Here is a 17158-nt window from a genome sequence, read left to right as displayed (position 1 = left end):
CCGATATTTTGGGGCTGCTTTGCAGCCCAGCGCGAGCAAGCTCGCTCGCCACAGGGCAGTGTTCGACGTGAGGTCTTCACTGTGTGGCAATCTTGCATTCAAACCCGACAAGACCTGCGCTCTATGGCGCGGTTCTTGTGGCACTCACTACATTTTTTCGAAGTGGGCGATGGTCTCCTGTTTGCTGACGACATCGCCGTACTTGCTGTCGATGTCGAACAGGTTGGCTTCGTGGGGCGCCGGATGGCGGTCGCCGACGCATTCGCGCACGACGATGGTGCGGAAGCCGTGTTGCACCGCGTCCACCGCCGTCGCCCGAATGCAGCCGCTGGTCGAGCAACCGGCCAGCACCACGGTGTCTATTCCTTGAGCGTGCAGCATTGAGGCCAGGCTGCTGCCGAAAAAGGCGCTGGCGTACTGTTTGCTGATGACCACTTCATTTTCCTGAGGCAGCACTTCTTCGCAGAACGCCGCCAAAGGATTGCCCTCAACCATGTCTTTCATCACCGGGGCTTTTTTCACCCAGATTCCGCCGTCGGCGAAATGGCCAGGGTGGTAGCGGATGTTGGTGTGCACCACCGGGATGCCCTGACGGCGGGCGCTGGCCAGCAGTTCAACGCTTTGCGCCACCGCGCTGACCACGCCGGGGGCGAACAGCGGCGCGCCTTCGGTGGTGTAGCCGCGCATGAAATCAATCATCAGCAACGCGGCTTTCTGGCCGAAACCGATGCGCTGGCCCCACACGCCTTGATAGTTGTCGTTGGCGGTTTGTTCGCTCATTTAATCGCGTCCTCATTCTTTGGCATTGCAAACACTCTCTCTGGCAAGGCAAATACTCTCTCTGGCACTGCAAATAACCTGTGGCGAGGGGCTTGCCCCGGTTGGGCTGCGAAGCAGCCCCATTGAGTTTTGTCTGATATATCGCAGTGACTGTTTTGGGGCTGCTGCGCAGCCCAACGGGGGTAAACCCCTCGCCACAAAAGCCTCCTCGCCACAAAATCCCGCTTGCCACAAAAAATCTGCTCAAGCCCGTCTCAGTAAGCGCCGGAGAGCAGGGCGCCGGCACCCGGAACGATCGGTTCCAGATCCAGGGCCTTGAGCATGGCGTAGGTGGTGGCAATGGCGGCGGTGAGCACCGGTTTGCCGGTTTGCGCTTCGACTTGCGCTACCACCGGCAGCGACTGCATCTGCACGCACGCCGAGAGCACGATCACATCGACGCCTTCCAGATTCATGCCAGCGACGATGCCGGGCAGATTCGCCGGGTCGTGTCGGGCGACGGCGAGGTTGTCGGGAATCTCCAACGCTCGCCAGTCCACCACTTCAAAGCCTTCTTCACGAATGTAATCGACCACCAACTCAGTCAGCGGCTTCATGTACGGCGCGACGATGGCAATGCGTTTGGCGCCCATGACTTTCAGGCCTTCGATCAAGGCGCCGGCACTGGTGATCACTGGGGCATTGGCGTCGTTGTCGGCGGTGGCCTTGCGCAGCCGCTGCTCGGATTTACGGTGATAGCCCAGCCCCATGGCCATGATCGCTACCAGACAGGCATAACCCAATACATCAACCTTGGCGTCGGACAGTTCCACGGCGCAACGGTCGGACTCGCCGTCCATTGCCGCCAGTTCTTCCTTGCGTACCTGCTTCATGCGCATGCGGCTGGAGTGAAAGGTGAAGCGTTCCGGACGGATCAACTGGCGTGCGTTGAGCATCGCCGGGATCTCGGTTTCCATGGTGGTGTTGGAGCTCGGCACAATCTGGCCGATGCGGTAAGGCTTGAGCATATAAAGTCTCCCGTTGCGTTTAGTTCAGGCGTGGGCCGAGGAAGTCACCGAAGGCGCTGAAGAAGCCTTCGAGGTCATCCCAAGGAATCATGTGCCCGGCGTTTTCGACGTGGACGCTGCGAATTTTTGGTTGCAGGTCGAGGATTTCGGCTTCGTCCTCGGGCTGAATTACACCACCACGTCCGGCGATCATCAGCAGCGCCGGGGCCTGGAGGTTTTGGCAGGTCCTGATGGAAATCCACGTCGTGGAAATCGTTGAAGGCCCGGACGATGGCCGGCTCGTAACAGGTGTGCAGCCATTCGGCGCGCAGTTGCAGTTGTTCATCGGTCCAGGTGGCGCAGAAGGCGCGCATCGCCTCGGCATCCATCCCGATCAACGACTGGCGGATCGAATCGACGTACCACGGCAGTTTGCTTGGGTATTCGCGTCGGCCAGGGCCTGAGACTGGCGGGTCGATCAGCACCAGACGATTGACCCCGGCCGGATGCTTCACGGCGCTGCGCACTGCAAACCGCGCGCCCATCGAGTGGCCGACCAAGTGATAGTTGTCGAGCTTCAAGGCTTGGGCGAAAGCGCCAATATCGTCGGCGCAGGCGTCCGCGCTGTAGTCCAGTTCCGGGCCCGTGGAGGAGAGGCCGCGGCCGCGAACATCGAGCACATAGGTGTCGAAATGCTCGCCGAGGCGTTCCGCGACAAAGCCCCAAGTGATCGCCGGGCTGGTGATGCCGGGAATCAAAACCAGCGCCGGACCTTTACCGCCGTAGCGCAGGTAATGCTGGCGAATACCGTTGGCCTGGACGTTGCCGCCGTGGACGAAAGTGCTCACGCGGCCACCCCCGATTTCAGCGGTTGGGCGTACAGGTCGTAACCGTAGACCCAGGCCGGATCTTCCTGAGTGCGCAGCCAGGTGTTGGCGTTCGACACCGACTGCACGCGAGAGGCGCGTTCCTTGCGGTTGGCTTCGTAGAGTTCGAACGCGGTGCGGTAGTCGCCGAGGCCGGTTTCCTGCAAGCAGCGGGTGAGCATCGCCGCGTCTTCGATGGCCATGCCGGCGCCCTGGGCCATGTGCGGTTTCATCGGGTGGCAGGCGTCGCCCAGCAACACCAGGCGTCCACGGCTCCACAGCGGCAGAGGATTACGGTTGCGCAGCGGCCATTTGGTCACGCTCTCGGTGGATTCGATCAGTGCCTGAACGGTCGGGTGATAACCCTGGAACGCCTCAAACATCTCTTCGCGGCTGCTATCGACGAACGCGCCCTGGAAATCCCACTCTGGGTGCGGCACGCCGGTCACGTAGTAGTACTCGTCGCGCTTGCCGGTGGTGTAGTAGACCATCATGTGCCGGTCCTCAGTCCACCACTTGATGCAGTCCTCGAACTTCAAATCGTACTTGGCCAGTTGATCGCCACGGATCAGCGCCCGGTGCGCGACCCAGCCGCTGTACAGCGGTTTTTCCGGGCCGAGTAGCTCTTCACGAATCTTCGAATTGATCCCGTCGGCGCCGATGACGATGTCGGCGTAGGTGACTTCGCCATCGCTGAAAGTCAGGCGCACCTGGCTGTCGGTTTCTTCGAGGGTTTCCAGGCGTTTGTTGAAGTGCACGGTGCCGGGTTTGATCGTCGACATCTGCAAGGCGTGCAGGTCGCCGCGGTGCACGGTGACGTAGGACGCGCCGTATTCCTTGCGGGCGAAATCCCCCAGCGGGATGCGTGACAGGTAGTCGCCGCTCAAGCCGTCACGGCTGAACCAGTGATCCGGGTGCGAGCCCATCAGGTCGAGCTGCTGCTCGATGCCCATGCGCCGGAAGATTTTCATGATGTTGGGACCCATGTGGATCCCGGCGCCGAGACGGGAGAACTCCGGGGCCTGTTCGTAGATGTCCACTTGAAACCCGGCTTGTTGCAGCAACGTCGCAGCGGCTGCACCGCCAAGACCTGCACCGACGATGGCGATTTTTTGTGTTTGGGCCATGGGGCTTGTTCCTCTTCTTCGAATGGTCGCTGGCTGGGTCGCCGCAAGGTTTTTAAAGTGTATACGCTGTATTTTTGAAAAAGAAAGAGCCGTCTGGAAAAATTAATTTTCAGTGGTTTTTCTCCGTAGTCACCGAATGTAACCATTGTTTGCTGGGTTTGTGTGAGTTGGTAACGTTATGGTCTGGCTCTTGCAGTCCGCAGTCATTTCAGGTCTTATCGCTAACAAATAGCGTATACGCTATAAAAATGCACTAAGGTGAGGCGGGGCGCCTCGACTTGGTGCGCAGCAGATTGAGGAGAGAGAAAATGCCGGTAAGCGATTGCGAACTGACCCAGATGTTCGAACACGTGTTGAAGCTGTCGAAGGTCGACCCGACCCAGAGCGTCGCCGTGCTCAAGAGCCACTATTCCGACCCGCGCACCGTGCGCGCCGCGATGGACGCCGCCCAGCGGCTGGGCGCCAAGGTGTACGCGGTGGAATTGCCGTCGTTCAACCACCCGACCGCCATGGGCAACGACATGACTGCCTACTGCGGCGACACCGCGCTGACCGGCAATCACGCGGCGCAGCGGGCGCTGGAAGCCGCGGACTTGATCGTCGACACGATGATGCTGCTGCATTCGCCGGAGCAGGAGCAGATCCTCAAGACCGGCACGCGGATTCTGTTGGCCGTCGAGCCCCCGGAAGTGCTGGCGCGGATGCTGCCGACCGAAGAGGACAAGGTGCGGGTGATGGCGGCGGAGAAGCTGCTGAAACAGGCGCGCTCGATCCACGTCACGTCCCGCGCCGGCAGCGATTTTCGCGCGGCGCTGGGGCAATATCCGGCGGTCACCGAGTACGGCTTCGCCGATGAGCCGGGGCGTTGGGACCACTGGCCCAGCGGTTTTCTGTTCTCCTGGCCCAACGAAGAAACCGCCGAAGGCGTGCTGGTGCTGGACGTCGGCGACATCCTGCTGCCGTTCAAGACCTACACCCGGGAAAAGATCACCCTGGAAATCGACAAGGGCTTCATCACCTCGATCCACGGCGGTTTCGAGGCTGAGTACCTGCGCGACTACATGAAGTACTTCAACGATCCCGAGGTATATGGCATCTCTCACATCGGCTGGGGCTTGCAGCCAAAAGCCCAGTGGACCGCCATGGGCCTGCACGACAAAAACGACGGCATGTGCATGGACGCCCGGGCGTTCTATGGCAACTTCCTGTTCTCAACCGGGCCGAACACCGAAGTCGGCGGCAAGCGCAAAACCCCGTGTCACCTGGACATTCCGCTGCGTAATTGCGATGTGTATCTGGATGACCAGGCGGTGGTGATTGGTGGGGATGTGGTGGCGCCGGAGGCTTCGCGCGTTCACCGGGGTTAACTGCCTTGCACAAATACTGTGATCCACACTGATCTACTGTGGGAGCGGGCTTGCTCGCGAATGCGGTTTCACATCCAAGAGAAATACTGACTGATCCACCGCATTCGCGAGCAAGCCCGCTCCCACAGGGTTTGTGCATATCCTTGTGGCCTACTTCACGCTTGAGTCCGCCACCCAACCTGTCCATCATGCCTCCCCACCACTCATCGTCTTTCGAGTCTGCCGTGCCTGAAACTCCTGATTCTTCTTACGTTTTCTCCGAACAAGTCGGGCATTTGCTGCGCAAGGCCTATCAGCGGCACATGGCGATTTTCCAGCAGAACGTCGGCGACTCCCAGCTCACGGCGGTGCAGTTCGTCACCCTGTGCGCGGTGCGCGATCACGGTCCCAGCTCCCTGACGGAACTGGTCAAGGCCACCGCCGTCGACCAGGCGACCATTCGTGGCATCGTCGAGCGGCTCAAGGCCCGGGAACTGATTACCCTCGAACCCGACCCGCAAGACCGGCGCAAAGTCATTGTCGGCCTGTCCGAGGCCGGCGACCGCTTGGTCCAGCAAACCGTGCCCTGCGCCGGGAAAATCACCGAGCTGACCCTGAGCAACCTCAACCCGGCAGAACGGGTCGCCGTGCTGTTCCTGCTGCGCAAAATGATCGACGACCCACAAGACTGATCGGCGCTGCAGCTTTAAAAAGGTGCCCGCTGGAATTACTGACGATCAATAACCTGTGGCGAGGGAGCTTGCTCCCGCTGGGCTGCGAAGCGGCCCTCTCTAGCTAAAAAGTAGGGGACTGCTGCGCAGTCCGACGGGAGCAAGCTCCCTCGCCACAGGTTCGGTGTCAGGTTTAGCTGGCTGGCACTAGTCTCTGGCATCGTTTTTGCTCTTATTTCATGTAGTAGCCACTTCACCAGTCGAGTGTGTCGCGACGCCACAACCCATTTGGCCCGCGACGTTTTTTTGACCTTTTGGTGTAGTGGCCACTTCATCAACCGAAGTGGGCGAAGCGAATGAGCAGCCAGGAAATCACCGTAGCACTTGAGGTCAACGGCCTCACCAGCACCGTCACCGCCATGGCCGACACGCCGTTATTGCTGATCTTGCGCAATGACCTGCAACTCAACGGCCCCAAGTACGGCTGCGGCCTGGGCGAGTGCGGGGCGTGCACGGTGATCATTGATGGCGTGGCGGCGCGTTCTTGTGTGTTTCCGCTGGCCGGCGCCGCCGACCGACAGATCGTCACCCTCGAAGGGCTCGGCTCTCGCGCCGAGCCGCACCTGGTGCAACAAGCCTTTATCGACGAGCAAGCGGCGCAATGCGGCTATTGCCTCAACGGCATGATCATGACCGCCAAGGCCTTGCTCGACCGTATCCCGCACCCCAGCGAAACCCAGATCCGCAACGAACTCTCGGCCAACCTCTGCCGATGCGGCACCCATATCGAAATCCTCCGCGCGGTGCTGCGTGCCGCCCGTCAAATGCCTTGAACGTGGATCGATGACCATGACTGACTCCATCCCAACCCGCGACCAACTACTGGCCAAGACCGGCGTGCTATTGATCGTCGACGACATCCTGCCGCCGTCCGGTCCGGTCGCGAAGGGCGGTACGCCGCTGATCAAACCCAAGGAGCTGGGCCTGTTCATCGCCATTAGCGATGATGGGCGCGTGTATGCGTTCAACGGTCACGTCGACCTTGGCACCGGCATTCGCACCTCGCTGGCGCAGATCGTCGCCGAAGAACTCGACCTGCAACTGGAGCAGGTGTGCATGGTGCTCGGCGACACCGAGCGTGCGCCGAATCAGGGCGCGACGATTGCCAGTGCGACGCTGCAGATTTCCGCGATCCCGTTGCGCAATGCGGCTGCTGAAGCTCGGCGCTATCTGCTGGACGCGGCAGCGGAGCGCTGGTTTCTTGACTCGAGCAGCCTGAAAATTGAGGCCGGAGTGATTCACGCTGAGGACGGGCGCACCGCTACTTATGCCGAGTTGGTTCGCGGCGAACACATCGAATTACGCATCTCCGGCACCGCGCCGCTCAAACCTGCCGAAGAGTATCGACTGGTGGGTAAGGGCGCCGCGCGGATCGACATTCCGGCCAAAGCCACCGGCGAGCTGACTTACGTCCACGACATGCGCGTGCCGGACATGCTCCACGGCCGGGTAATTCGTCCGCCCTATGCCGGGCTCGATTGCGGTGACTTCGTCGGCAACAGCCTGCTGGAAGTCGATGAATCCTCCATTGCGCACATCGCCGGTATTGTCGCGGTGGTGGTGATCCGTGATTTTGTCGGGGTCGTAGCGTTGCGCGAGGAGCAGGCGATCAAGGCTGCCCAGGCTTTGAAAATCACCTGGAAAGCCTGGAATCAGGGCGTGCCGGATTTGAACGATGTCGAGCAGGCGATCCGTGACAACCCGCGAGTGCAAAGGGTTGTGCTCGACCAAGGCAACGTTGATGAAGCCCTGGCCAACGCCACTCAGCGCATGCCGCGCACCTATATGTGGCCGTACCAAATGCACGGTTCGATCGGCCCGTCATGCGGCGTGGCGGATTATCAGCCGTCCGGCAGTCGCGTGTGGTCGGGTAGCCAGAATCCGCATTTGCTGCGGGCCGACCTGGCGTGGTTGCTGGAATGCGCGGAGGAATCCATTGAGATTATTCGCATGGAAGCGTCCGGCTGTTACGGGCGCAACTGTGCCGACGATGTCTGCGCTGATGCCTTGCTGTTATCCCGAGCGGTGGGCAAACCGGTGCGGGTGCAGTTGACCCGCGAGCAGGAACACTTGTGGGAGCCCAAAGGCACCGCGCAACTGATGGACGTCGACGGCGGCTTGAACGCCGATGGCAGCGTCGCCGCTTATGACTTCCAGACCAGCTACCCATCCAACGGCGCGCCGACCCTGGCCTTGCTGCTGACCGGGCGGGTTGAGCCGGTGGCGGCGATGTTCGAAATGGGCGACCGCACCTCCATCCCGCCGTATGACTTCGAAAACATGCGCGTGACCATCAACGACATGGCGCCGATTGTCCGTGCCTCGTGGATGCGAGGGGTTTCCGCGCTGCCGAACACCTTCGCCCACGAGTCGTACATCGATGAACTGGCCTTCGCCGCCGGCGTCGATCCGGTGGAATACCGGCTGCGTTATCTGCAGGACGAGCGCGCCATCGACCTGGTGAAGTCCACCGCCGAACGTGCGGCCTGGGACGCCACGCACTGCGCCGATGCAAACCCCAAATGAGGATCAGTTGCTGCGCGGTCGCGGCTTTGCCTATGCGCGCTACATCCACAGCAAGTTTCCCGGTTTCGGCGCGGCGTGGGCGGCGTGGGTGGCGGACGTGGCGATCGACCGCCAGACCGGCGATGTCTCGGTCACGCGGGTGGTGATCGGCCATGACTCGGGGATGATGATCAACCCGGCGGGGGTGCAGCATCAGATTCACGGCAACGTGATCCAGTCCACCAGCCGAGTGCTCAAGGAGCGGGTGACCTTCGAAGAGTCCACCGTGGCGAGCAAGGAGTGGGGCGGTTATCCGATCCTGACCTTTCCCGAGGTGCCGCAGATCGACGTGCTGATGATGCCGCGTCAGGACCAGCCGCCGATGGGTGCCGGAGAATCGGCTTCTGTGCCGAGCGCGGCGGCGATTGCCAACGCGATCTATGACGCTACCGGGATTCGTTTTCGCGAGCTGCCGATCACCCCGGAACGGGTCTTGGCCGCGTTGAATTCCGGCACCTGCGATGAACCGCCGAAGTCCCCGGCCAAGCGTTCGAAATGGCTGTTCGGTTCACTGTTTGCCGCGTTCGGCGCGGTGCTCGGCATGGCGGCGACGGCGTGGCCGTTTCACGGTGAAATCGCACCGATTGCGCCGCCGAGTGCCGGCACCTGGTCGACGGCGACCCTGGAGCGCGGACGGTTGCTGGCGGCAGTCGGTGATTGCGCGGTTTGCCACACCGCGCCCGGCGGCGTGACCAATGCCGGCGGGTTGGCGATGCAGACGCCGTTCGGCACGCTGTACAGCAGCAACATCACCCCGGATGTGAAAACCGGGATCGGCAGTTGGTCCTATCCGGCGTTCGAGCGGGCGATGCGCGACGGCATTGGCCGCGATGGGCGCAATTTGTATCCGGCGTTTCCCTACACCGCGTTTCGCAACATTAATGATGCGGACATGCAGGCGCTGTACGCGTACCTGATGTCGCAAACGCCGGTCAGCCAACCGGCGAAGGCCAACGACATGCGCTTTCCATTCAACCTGCGGCCGTTGATGGCGGGGTGGAATGCGTTGTTTCTGCGTAAGGGTGAAATCAGCGTGCAGCCGGAGCGCAGCGAACAATGGAATCGCGGCGCTTACCTCGTCAACGGTTTGGGCCACTGCGCAGCCTGTCATTCACCGCGCAACCTGATGGGGGCGGAGAAGGGCGGTGCGTCGTTCCTCGGCGGCGGCATGATTGATGGTTGGGAAGCGCCGGCGCTGAACGGGTTGTCCAAGTCGCCGACGCCGTGGACCGAGGATCAGTTATTCGGTTACCTGAGTACCGGTTATTCCGCTGAACATGGCGTGGCGACCGGGCCGATGGGGCCGGTGGTTTCGGAACTGGCGAAGTTGCCCAAGGATGATATCCGGGCGATGGCGGTGTATTTGGCGTCACTCAATGGTGCGCAGGCTGAGGCGCAAGTGGTGGAGAAAGCCACGCGGCCGGTGACCAGCCTGTCGCTGAGCAACGGGCAACGGGTGTTCGAAGGTTCGTGCAAGGCCTGTCATGCCGATGGCCTGGGGCCGAAACTGTTTGGCGTGAGTCCGTCGCTGGCGACCAACACCAACGTGCACAGCGATCAGCCGGATAATTTGATCAAGGTTATTTTGCAGGGCATCGATACGCCGGCGACCAAGGATCTGGGGTACATGCCGGCGTTCAAGGACAGTTTGTCGAATACTCAGGTGGCGGAATTGGCGGCGTATTTGCGCAGTCGGTTTGCCGGGAATGCGCCGGGTTGGGAAGGGTTGGAGTCGAAAGTGGCTCATCTCAGGGCGAATCCCGGCAGCCATTAAGAGCTTCGCGAGCAAGCCCGCTCCCACATTGGATTTGTGTTTGCCGTAGATCCAATGTGGGAGCGGGCTTGCTCGCGAAGGGGCCGGCCCTGTCACCGCAAATCCTGACCAGGCAACTTCATCACCCCCCGCACCACCAGATCCTGAATAAACCCCAACCAATCCTGCTGCTGCCCCTTGTCCGCCAAGTCCTCGCCCAAAAACGAACTCAGGGTATGCCGGTTGGAGTTATAGAAGTAACAAAGCGAGGCAATCATCAAATACACATGCTTGATGTCCAGCACCTCACGAAACACCCCCTGTGCCTGACCTGCCTCGATGATCGGCCGCAACACCCCGACCGCTTCGCCCGACAATCTGCGCAGCTCGCTGGACTGCTGCGCATGTTTGCCGTTGTGCAGGTTTTCATTGCTGAGAATCGCGACAAATTCCGGGTGCTTGACGTAGTAATGCCAGACAAACGCCACCAGTTCCTGCAACGCCACCAGCGGTTGGCTCAGGTCCAGTTTGAGGCGGCTTTCGGCCTTGTTGAACTGTTCGTAGGTGTGTTCCAGCACGCAGATAAACAACTGCTCCTTACTGCCGAAGTAGTAATAGAGCATGCGGTCGTTGGACTCGGCTTCCCGGGAAATACTCTCGACACGGCCCCCGGAATAACCGTCGCGGGTGAACACTTTCACTGCCGCTTCGAGTATCCGTGTGCGGGTCTGCTGGGCCTGGGCGGCCCGGATGCCGGTCTTCTTGTTCAACGTGCGGTCAACCTTGTGCCAAGCGGAGTCGCTGGGAATGTAGCACGCTCCGTTCAGCGGTTCAGGCTTGGCGCTGTTTCTGTGGCCGGCGGGTTTTCCATGACTTGCAGGATCGACGCTTCCGGGTCGAAATCGTCTTCCTCAAGCTCCATGAATTCCTCGGGCAAGAACACGTTGAGGATGATCGCGCACAGTGCACCGACGGTAATCGGCGATTCGAAGATGTTGTGCAGGGCCTGCGGCAATTCGCGCAACACTTGCGGCACGGCGGCGATGCCCAGGCCCATACCGAGGGAAATCGAGACGATCAGCATGTTGCGGCGATGCAGGCCGGCTTCGGCGAGGATCTTGATCCCGGCCACCGCCACGGTCCCGAACATCACCAATTCCGCACCACCGAGCACCGGTTTGGGCATCAGTTGCAGCACCGCGCCGATCATCGGGAACAACCCCAACAGCACCAGCAGCCCAGCGATGAAGAAGGCGACATAACGGCTGGCCACGCCGGTGAGCTGGATCACGCCGTTGTTCTGGGCGAAGGTCACCATCGGCATGCTGTTGAACACCGCGGCCATGGCCGAGTTGAGACCGTCGGCGAGCAGGCCGGACTTGATCCGGCGAATGTAGATCGGGCCTTTGACCGGTTCCCGGGAAATCATCGAGTTGGCCGTCAGGTCACCGGCGGCTTCCAGCGGTGACACCAGGAAAATCACCGCCACCGGCACAAACGCGACCCAATCGAAGTTGAAACCGTACTTGAACGGCACCGGTACGCTCACCAGCGGCACGGCGGGCAGGCTGGCGAAATCGACATCGCCCATCAGCCACGCGACGACGTAGCCGAGAGTCAGGCCGATGACGATGGCGCCGAGGCGCAGGAACGGCACATCGACCCGGTTCAACACCACGATGGTCCCGAGCACCAGCGCCGCCAGGGCCAAATGGTGACTGGCACCGAGGTCCGCCACGCCGAAGCCGCCGGCGATGTCGGTCATGGCGACCTTGATCAGCGACAGGCCCATGAGCGTGATGATGGTGCCGGTGACCACCGGGGTGATCAGCATCCGCAGTTTGCCGATGAACTGGCTCAACACCACTTCGATGAATGCCGCGAAAAAGCACACGCCGAAGATCGTCGAAAGGATCTCATCGGTGCCGCCACCCCGGGCCTTGACCATGAAACCGGCGCTGAGGATCACGCTGATAAACGAAAAACTGGTGCCTTGCAGGCACAGCAAACCGGAACCCACCGGGCCGAACCGCCGCGCCTGAACGAAGGTGCCCAGCCCGGAGACGAACAGCGCCATGCTGATCAGGTACGGGATCTCGCTTTGCAGACCTAGCGCGCCGCCCATGATCAGGGTCGGGGTGATGATCCCGACGAAACTCGCGAGTACGTGTTGCAGGGCGGCGAAGACCGTGGCGGTCAGGTGCGGGCGGTCGTTGAGGCCGTAGATGAGGTCGGAGCGGGGCTGGGGTTTTGCGTGTTCAGATGAGGTCACGAGGAAAGCGCCAGGGGCCAGGTCAGAAAATGGAGGCGCAGGATGCCAGAAAACTTACACGCTGACACAAAACCTGTGGCCAGCCACTTATTGTGGTGAGGGGACTTGCCCCCGTTGGGCTGCGTAGCTGCCCCCAAACCTGCCAATGCGGTTTTACAGGCATACCGCATTCATTGGCTTTACGACGGCTGCGCCGCCGAACGGGGGCAAGCCCCCTCACCACAAGGTGCGGTGGTGATTAGCCGTTCGAGGCAAACGCCGCGAGTAAATCCTCCTCGAACGCCTTCTGCGCATCCCCCGCGACCTGCGCCCGATGCCGAGCCAGATGAAACCCAACATCGAAACTCATTTCCCCAACCCTCACGGCCCGCAGCAGTCCCTTGTCTTCCCAGCTCCGGGCAAAGTGGCTGGGCAAGTAACCAACGTGTTTGCCAGAAAGAATAAAGGCAAGGGTGCCTTCAACCTGTTCCGAGCGCGCCGAACACAACTTGCCTTGAAACGGCTCATCACTGCGTAGAAACCGATAAGGATGATCCACCCGGTCGCTGGACTGAAGTGCTTCATCATCCGGCGTCTCATTGCTGAACAACGGATGGCCGGGCGCGCAATACAAATGCTGTGTCTCGCTGAACAACTCACGGTAGTCAAAAGCGCTTTGCACCTGTGAGAAATAGCCGATCGCCAGGTCCAACCGCTGTTGCAGCATTAAACGCTCCATTTCGCCGGGCATGGCGCTGATCAGCTCGATCCGCACCGACTCATCCCGCTCGCGAAACCGCCGGATCGCGTCCGCTACTCGTTGCAGCACCGATTGATCGAGGGCTTCGGACAGCCCCAGTCGCACCTCGCCGATCAAGCGCCCGGCGACGCCGTTGGATTGATGACGGAAGGCTTCGATGGACTCAAACAATCCACGGGTCGCAATCAGCAGTTGCTCACCTTTGGGCGTGATTTTGAAGCCGCCCTTGCCGCGACTGCACAGCCGATAGCCGAGCCGGGTTTCGAGTTTGGCCATTTGCTGGCTGATGCTCGACTGGCTCAAGCCCAGTTCACCCTGGGCCGCACTGAAACCGCCGCATTCGACCACGCTGACAAAAAGGCGCAGCAGTTGCAGGTCCAGATCGTGCAGTTGACCGAGCATCACACATTACTCCGGGATAATGTCAGGTTAATAAACTTGATATTTCACCAATGTATCCGACGGCGCACGCTGCAACCACTCCAACAGGTCAGGTGTTTGTCATGGCTCCTCTCTTCAAGCTGTGTTGCCCCGCGTTGTTACTCGCTGTCGCTGTGTCGGCCCAGGCCGAGGAAAAGATTCTCAACCTCTACAGTTGGCAGGATTACTTTGCCCCCGAGGCCATCAAGCAGTTCGAGAAGGAAACCGGCATCCAGGTGCGTTACGACACCTTCGACAGCTCCGAAGTCCTGGAAACCAAGCTGCTGACCGGTGGCAGCGGCTATGACGTGGTGGTGCCATCTTCCAGCTTGATGGCGCGCGGGATTGCCGCCAATGCGTTGAAGCCGATTCCTCTCGACAGTTTGAAGGGCCACGCCAACCTCGACCCGGATTTGCTGAAAAAAGCTGCCGGCACCGACCCTGGCAACCGCTTTGGCGTGCCGTATACCTGGGGCACTTTGGGGTTGGGGCTGAATGTCGAGGCGGTAAAGAAGCGTCTGCCGGATGTGCCGCTCAACAGCCTGGACCTGCTGTTCAAACCTGAATATGCCAGCAAGCTGAAAGATTGCGGCATCGCGATTATCGACTCGCCTCAGGAAGTGATCGGCTTGGCGCTGCACTATCTTGGTAAAAACCCCTACAGCAGCGACAAGGCCGACCTGACCGCCGCCGAGGCGTTATTGCATCAGCTTCAGCCCAATGTGCTGTACGTCGCCACCGGCCGGCAGATCAGCGATTTGGCCAACGGCAGCATTTGCCTGGCGTTGGCCTACAACGGTGACGCCAGCATCGCCGCTGACCAGGCGCAAAAGGCCAACAAGCCATACGAGGTGACTTACCGCATTCCCAAGGACGGCACGCTGGTCTGGCAGGACAATCTGGCGATTCCCAAGGACGCGCCACACCCTGAAGCGGCGCAGGCGTTTGTCGAGTTTATGTTGCGTCCCGAATCCGTTGCCGGGGTCACCAACACCCTGTTTTTTGCCAACGCCAACCAGGCCGCAACACCGCTTGTGGATGAGGCGGTGCGCACCAACCCGGACATTTATCCTCCCGCCGATGTGCGCGACCGCTTGTACGCAGACCAAAGCATGAACCTCAAAGACATGCGCCAGCGTACCCGCATGTGGACCACTTTCCGTAGCCGCCAATAATAAGGAACTCACCATGGATGTCCCTGTGCAAAACGACCAGGCCATGACCCGCGACAGTCTTTACGGGACTGCCGCCGAAAGCACCTACGCCGGTATCACCAGTTTCATGCGCCGTCGCTACAGTCGCGACTTGCGCGGGGTCGACGTCGCGGTCAGCGGTGTGCCGTTCGACACCGCCACCAGCAACCGCCCCGGCGCACGTTTCGGACCGCGCGGCATTCGTGCCGCGTCCACCGGGATTGCCTGGGAGCGCCACTGGCCGTGGACGTTCGACCCGTTTGATCACTTGGCGGTGGTTGATTACGGCGACTGCGACTTCGACTACGGCACGCCGCAATCGGTGCCGGAAAGCATCGAAGCCCACGCCGAACACATTTTGAACGCTGGCAGCGCGATGCTCACGTTTGGTGGTGACCACTTCATCACCTATCCGCTGCTCAAGGCCCATGCCCGCAAACATGGAGCGTTGTCGCTGATCCACTTCGACGCCCACAGCGACACCTGGCCGGACGAGGAGGGCAAACGCGTCGATCACGGCACGATGTTCTGGCACGCGGCCAAAGAGGGGCTGGTGGATCCGTCGCGTTCGGTGCAGATCGGTTTGCGCACCACCAACGACGATCACATGGGCTTTCAAGTGCTGGACGCACGGCAAGTGCATCGCCAGGGTTGCGAGGCGATTGTCGAGGCGATTCGGGCGCGGGTCGGTGATAACCCGGTGTACCTGACGTTTGATATCGACTGCCTCGACCCGGCGTTCGCTCCGGGCACCGGAACTCCGGTGTGCGGCGGCTTAAGCACGGTGCAGGCGCTGGAGATTCTCGGCGGTTTGCGCGGGATCAATCTGGTGGGCATGGACGTGGTGGAAGTGGCCCCGGCCTACGATAGCGCGGACATTACCTCACTGGCGGCAGCGACCTTGGCGATGGAAATGCTGTGCCTGTATGCGGCTAAACACAAAGTCGACAAGTAACACTCAGCCCAAAATGTGGGAGCGGGCTTGCTCGCGAAAGCGGTGGAACAGCCAGCATCTCTGTTGAGCGTGAGGCCGCCTTCGCGGGCAAGCCTCGCTCCTACGGGTTTGGCGGCGTTCGAAAATTTGGCCATCGACGCCGATCCGTAGGAGCGAGGCTTGCCCGCGGAGCTTTTTCAGGCCACCGGAGCCTTCGGCAGATCCAGGTGTTTCAACTCCGGTATAGCGCGCCACCGACCCTGCAATCATCGCGTGCGGCACACCCGGTTCCACAGCGCTAATCCCATCCAGCCGCGCCAACTGTTCGTCACTCAACTGCACGTTCAGCGCGCCCAGCGTGGCGTCCAGCTGCTCTCTGGTTCGCGAGCCCAGAATCGGAATCAGCGCCGTGGTCGAGCGCTTGGCCTTCTCGCGCAACCAGGCAATCGCCACGTGTGTAGGGCTGGATTCCAGTTCGGCGGCAACCGCCAGCAAGGTATCGAGCAGAGCTGTTTCCCGAGCGCCTTTTTCAGCGTGGATCAACATGCCGAGTTTGGCCGCGCGGTTGTTCTCGTCGTTGGTGCGGTACTTGCCCGTTAGAAAGCCGCCACCCAACGGTGACCATAACGTTGCGGCCAAGCCAAGGGCTTCGGCCATGGGCAGCAATTCACGTTCAGCGGTGCGCTCGGCCAGGCTGTATTCGGTCTGGATCGCCGCAATCGGTGCGAACCCGCGGACCTCGGCTAACACGTCGGCGCGAGCAATACGCCAGGCAGGGAAGTTGGACAAACCGGCGTAGTGAATTTTGCCGGCGCGCACCAAGTCATCGAAGCCACGGAGGATTTCTTCCATCGGCGTGACGCCGTCGCTGATGTGCGCCCAGAACAAATCGATGTGTTCGATGTTGAGGCGTTTCAAGCTCTCTTCCACAGCACGGACCATGTTTTTGCGGTTATTGCCGGTGAAGGAAATACCGGCAACCCGTTCCGTCCCCATGGTGTATTTGGTGGCGATCACCAGACGATCCCGTTCTGCGGCAATGAACTCGCTGAGCATGCCCTCGGACTGCCCACCTTGATAACCATTGGCGGTGTCGATGAAATTGCCGCCAGCTTCCAGGTAACCGTCGAAAATCCGCTTGGCTTCGTCGCGCTCGGCGCCGTGGCCCCAACCGGTGCCGAAGTTGCCGGCGCCCAGCGCCAGTTCCGAGACCCGCAGGCCGGTTTTGCGGCCGAAGACTTTGTAATGCATGGGATGACCCCTTGGGGAAAAGCGCCGGGATTTAATTTAAATGTCTATCAACATGTATTTAATATGATGTTAGTAATATCCAGCGTCAACCGGCTTTTCCATCCGTCGCAATCGGATCGACCATCGGACAAATCGCTACTGCCAGTTTCTGACAGGAGCCTTTGCTAAGCTGCGGGCACTTTCCCGGACTGAGCG

General features: G+C 60.7%; 11 protein-coding genes and 3 pseudogenes. 6 read left to right on the top strand and 8 right to left on the bottom strand.

Annotation, left to right across the window (positions count from 1 at the left end):
* Positions 1–147: 147 nt before the first annotated feature.
* The 4 genes and pseudogenes from RHM58_RS27120 to RHM58_RS27105 form a co-directional block, all read right to left on the bottom strand.
* Positions 148–780, bottom strand: a complete 633-nt coding sequence (locus RHM58_RS27120; RefSeq protein WP_201255061.1) for an N-carbamoylsarcosine amidohydrolase — start codon at positions 778–780, stop codon at positions 148–150.
* A gap of 254 nt (positions 781–1034) precedes the next feature.
* Positions 1035–1787, bottom strand: a complete 753-nt coding sequence (locus RHM58_RS27115; protein ID WP_201197525.1) for an Asp/Glu racemase — start codon at positions 1785–1787, stop codon at positions 1035–1037.
* A gap of 19 nt (positions 1788–1806) precedes the next feature.
* A pseudogene (locus tag RHM58_RS27110) lies at positions 1807–2614 on the bottom strand (alpha/beta fold hydrolase).
* The gene (locus RHM58_RS27105) at positions 2611–3759 is read right to left on the bottom strand and encodes an FAD-dependent monooxygenase (protein ID WP_201197527.1); all 1149 of its coding nucleotides are present in this window, start codon (positions 3757–3759) and stop codon (positions 2611–2613) included. The pseudogene RHM58_RS27110 and the gene RHM58_RS27105 overlap by 4 nt, the downstream one beginning before the upstream one ends.
* A gap of 308 nt (positions 3760–4067) precedes the next feature.
* On the opposite strand from RHM58_RS27105, the gene RHM58_RS27100 reads away from it, so the two are divergent.
* The 4 genes and pseudogenes from RHM58_RS27100 to RHM58_RS27085 all read left to right on the top strand — a co-directional run bounded on the left by RHM58_RS27100 (position 4068) and on the right by RHM58_RS27085 (position 10175).
* Entirely contained in the window at positions 4068–5126 is a 1059-nt protein-coding gene (locus tag RHM58_RS27100) for a 2,5-dihydroxypyridine 5,6-dioxygenase (RefSeq protein WP_201255057.1), read from the top strand.
* A gap of 188 nt (positions 5127–5314) precedes the next feature.
* Positions 5315–5797 carry a MarR family winged helix-turn-helix transcriptional regulator gene (locus RHM58_RS27095; protein WP_054046358.1) on the top strand — a complete coding sequence of 161 codons (483 nt, stop codon included), beginning with the start codon at positions 5315–5317 and terminating at the stop codon, positions 5795–5797.
* A 335-nt stretch (positions 5798–6132) separates the two neighbouring features.
* A complete protein-coding gene (locus tag RHM58_RS27090; protein ID WP_201255056.1) occupies positions 6133–6609 on the top strand; it encodes a (2Fe-2S)-binding protein in 477 nt (158 codons plus the stop codon).
* 16 nt (positions 6610–6625) lie between these two features.
* Positions 6626–10175 (top strand): annotated as a pseudogene (locus RHM58_RS27085) (molybdopterin cofactor-binding domain-containing protein).
* Positions 10176–10267: 92 nt separating this feature from the next.
* On the opposite strand, the gene RHM58_RS27080 reads toward RHM58_RS27085, so the two are convergent.
* The 3 genes from RHM58_RS27080 to RHM58_RS27070 all read right to left on the bottom strand — a co-directional run bounded on the left by RHM58_RS27080 (position 10268) and on the right by RHM58_RS27070 (position 13567).
* A complete protein-coding gene (locus RHM58_RS27080; RefSeq protein ID WP_322268728.1) occupies positions 10268–10924 on the bottom strand; it encodes a TetR/AcrR family transcriptional regulator in 657 nt (218 codons plus the stop codon).
* A gap of 53 nt (positions 10925–10977) precedes the next feature.
* A complete protein-coding gene (locus tag RHM58_RS27075) occupies positions 10978–12426 on the bottom strand; it encodes a nucleobase:cation symporter-2 family protein (protein ID WP_322268727.1) in 1449 nt (482 codons plus the stop codon).
* A 238-nt stretch (positions 12427–12664) separates the two neighbouring features.
* Positions 12665–13567, bottom strand: coding sequence for a LysR family transcriptional regulator (locus RHM58_RS27070; protein ID WP_322268726.1), 903 nt, complete (start codon positions 13565–13567; stop codon positions 12665–12667).
* A 101-nt stretch (positions 13568–13668) separates the two neighbouring features.
* Here RHM58_RS27070 and RHM58_RS27065 point away from each other — a divergent pair, with 101 nt between their 5' ends.
* Both RHM58_RS27065 and speB read left to right on the top strand, forming a co-directional pair.
* Positions 13669–14760: a polyamine ABC transporter substrate-binding protein gene (locus tag RHM58_RS27065; RefSeq protein WP_201203288.1), complete on the top strand. Its 1092-nt coding sequence runs from the start codon at positions 13669–13671 to the stop codon at positions 14758–14760.
* Between the two features lie 13 nt (positions 14761–14773).
* Entirely contained in the window at positions 14774–15733 is a 960-nt protein-coding gene (gene speB, locus RHM58_RS27060) for an agmatinase (RefSeq protein ID WP_201255622.1), read from the top strand.
* A 176-nt stretch (positions 15734–15909) separates the two neighbouring features.
* Here the strand turns inward: speB and RHM58_RS27055 are convergent.
* Positions 15910–16963, bottom strand: a pseudogene (locus tag RHM58_RS27055) (aldo/keto reductase).
* Positions 16964–17158 lie beyond the last annotated feature (195 nt).

The organism is Pseudomonas sp. 10S4 (genome assembly GCF_034344865.1).
GTDB lineage: Bacteria > Pseudomonadota > Gammaproteobacteria > Pseudomonadales > Pseudomonadaceae > Aquipseudomonas.
This window is presented reverse-complemented; position numbering and strand designations above follow the sequence as displayed.

Bases quoted from the DNA above. Each gene is read 5' to 3' on its own strand.
- RHM58_RS27090 (WP_201255056.1), top strand. From the start codon at position 6,133: ATGAGCAGCCAGGAAATCACCGTAGCACTTGAGGTCAACGGCCTCACC.
- RHM58_RS27095 (WP_054046358.1), top strand. From the start codon at position 5,315: ATGCCTCCCCACCACTCATCGTCTTTCGAGTCTGCCGTGCCTGAAACT.
- RHM58_RS27065 (WP_201203288.1), top strand. From the start codon at position 13,669: ATGGCTCCTCTCTTCAAGCTGTGTTGCCCCGCGTTGTTACTCGCTGTC.
- RHM58_RS27120 (WP_201255061.1), bottom strand. From the start codon at position 780: ATGAGCGAACAAACCGCCAACGACAACTATCAAGGCGTGTGGGGCCAG.
- speB (WP_201255622.1), top strand. From the start codon at position 14,774: ATGGATGTCCCTGTGCAAAACGACCAGGCCATGACCCGCGACAGTCTT.
- RHM58_RS27115 (WP_201197525.1), bottom strand. From the start codon at position 1,787: ATGCTCAAGCCTTACCGCATCGGCCAGATTGTGCCGAGCTCCAACACC.
- RHM58_RS27070 (WP_322268726.1), bottom strand. From the start codon at position 13,567: ATGCTCGGTCAACTGCACGATCTGGACCTGCAACTGCTGCGCCTTTTT.
- RHM58_RS27105 (WP_201197527.1), bottom strand. From the start codon at position 3,759: ATGGCCCAAACACAAAAAATCGCCATCGTCGGTGCAGGTCTTGGCGGT.
- RHM58_RS27100 (WP_201255057.1), top strand. From the start codon at position 4,068: ATGCCGGTAAGCGATTGCGAACTGACCCAGATGTTCGAACACGTGTTG.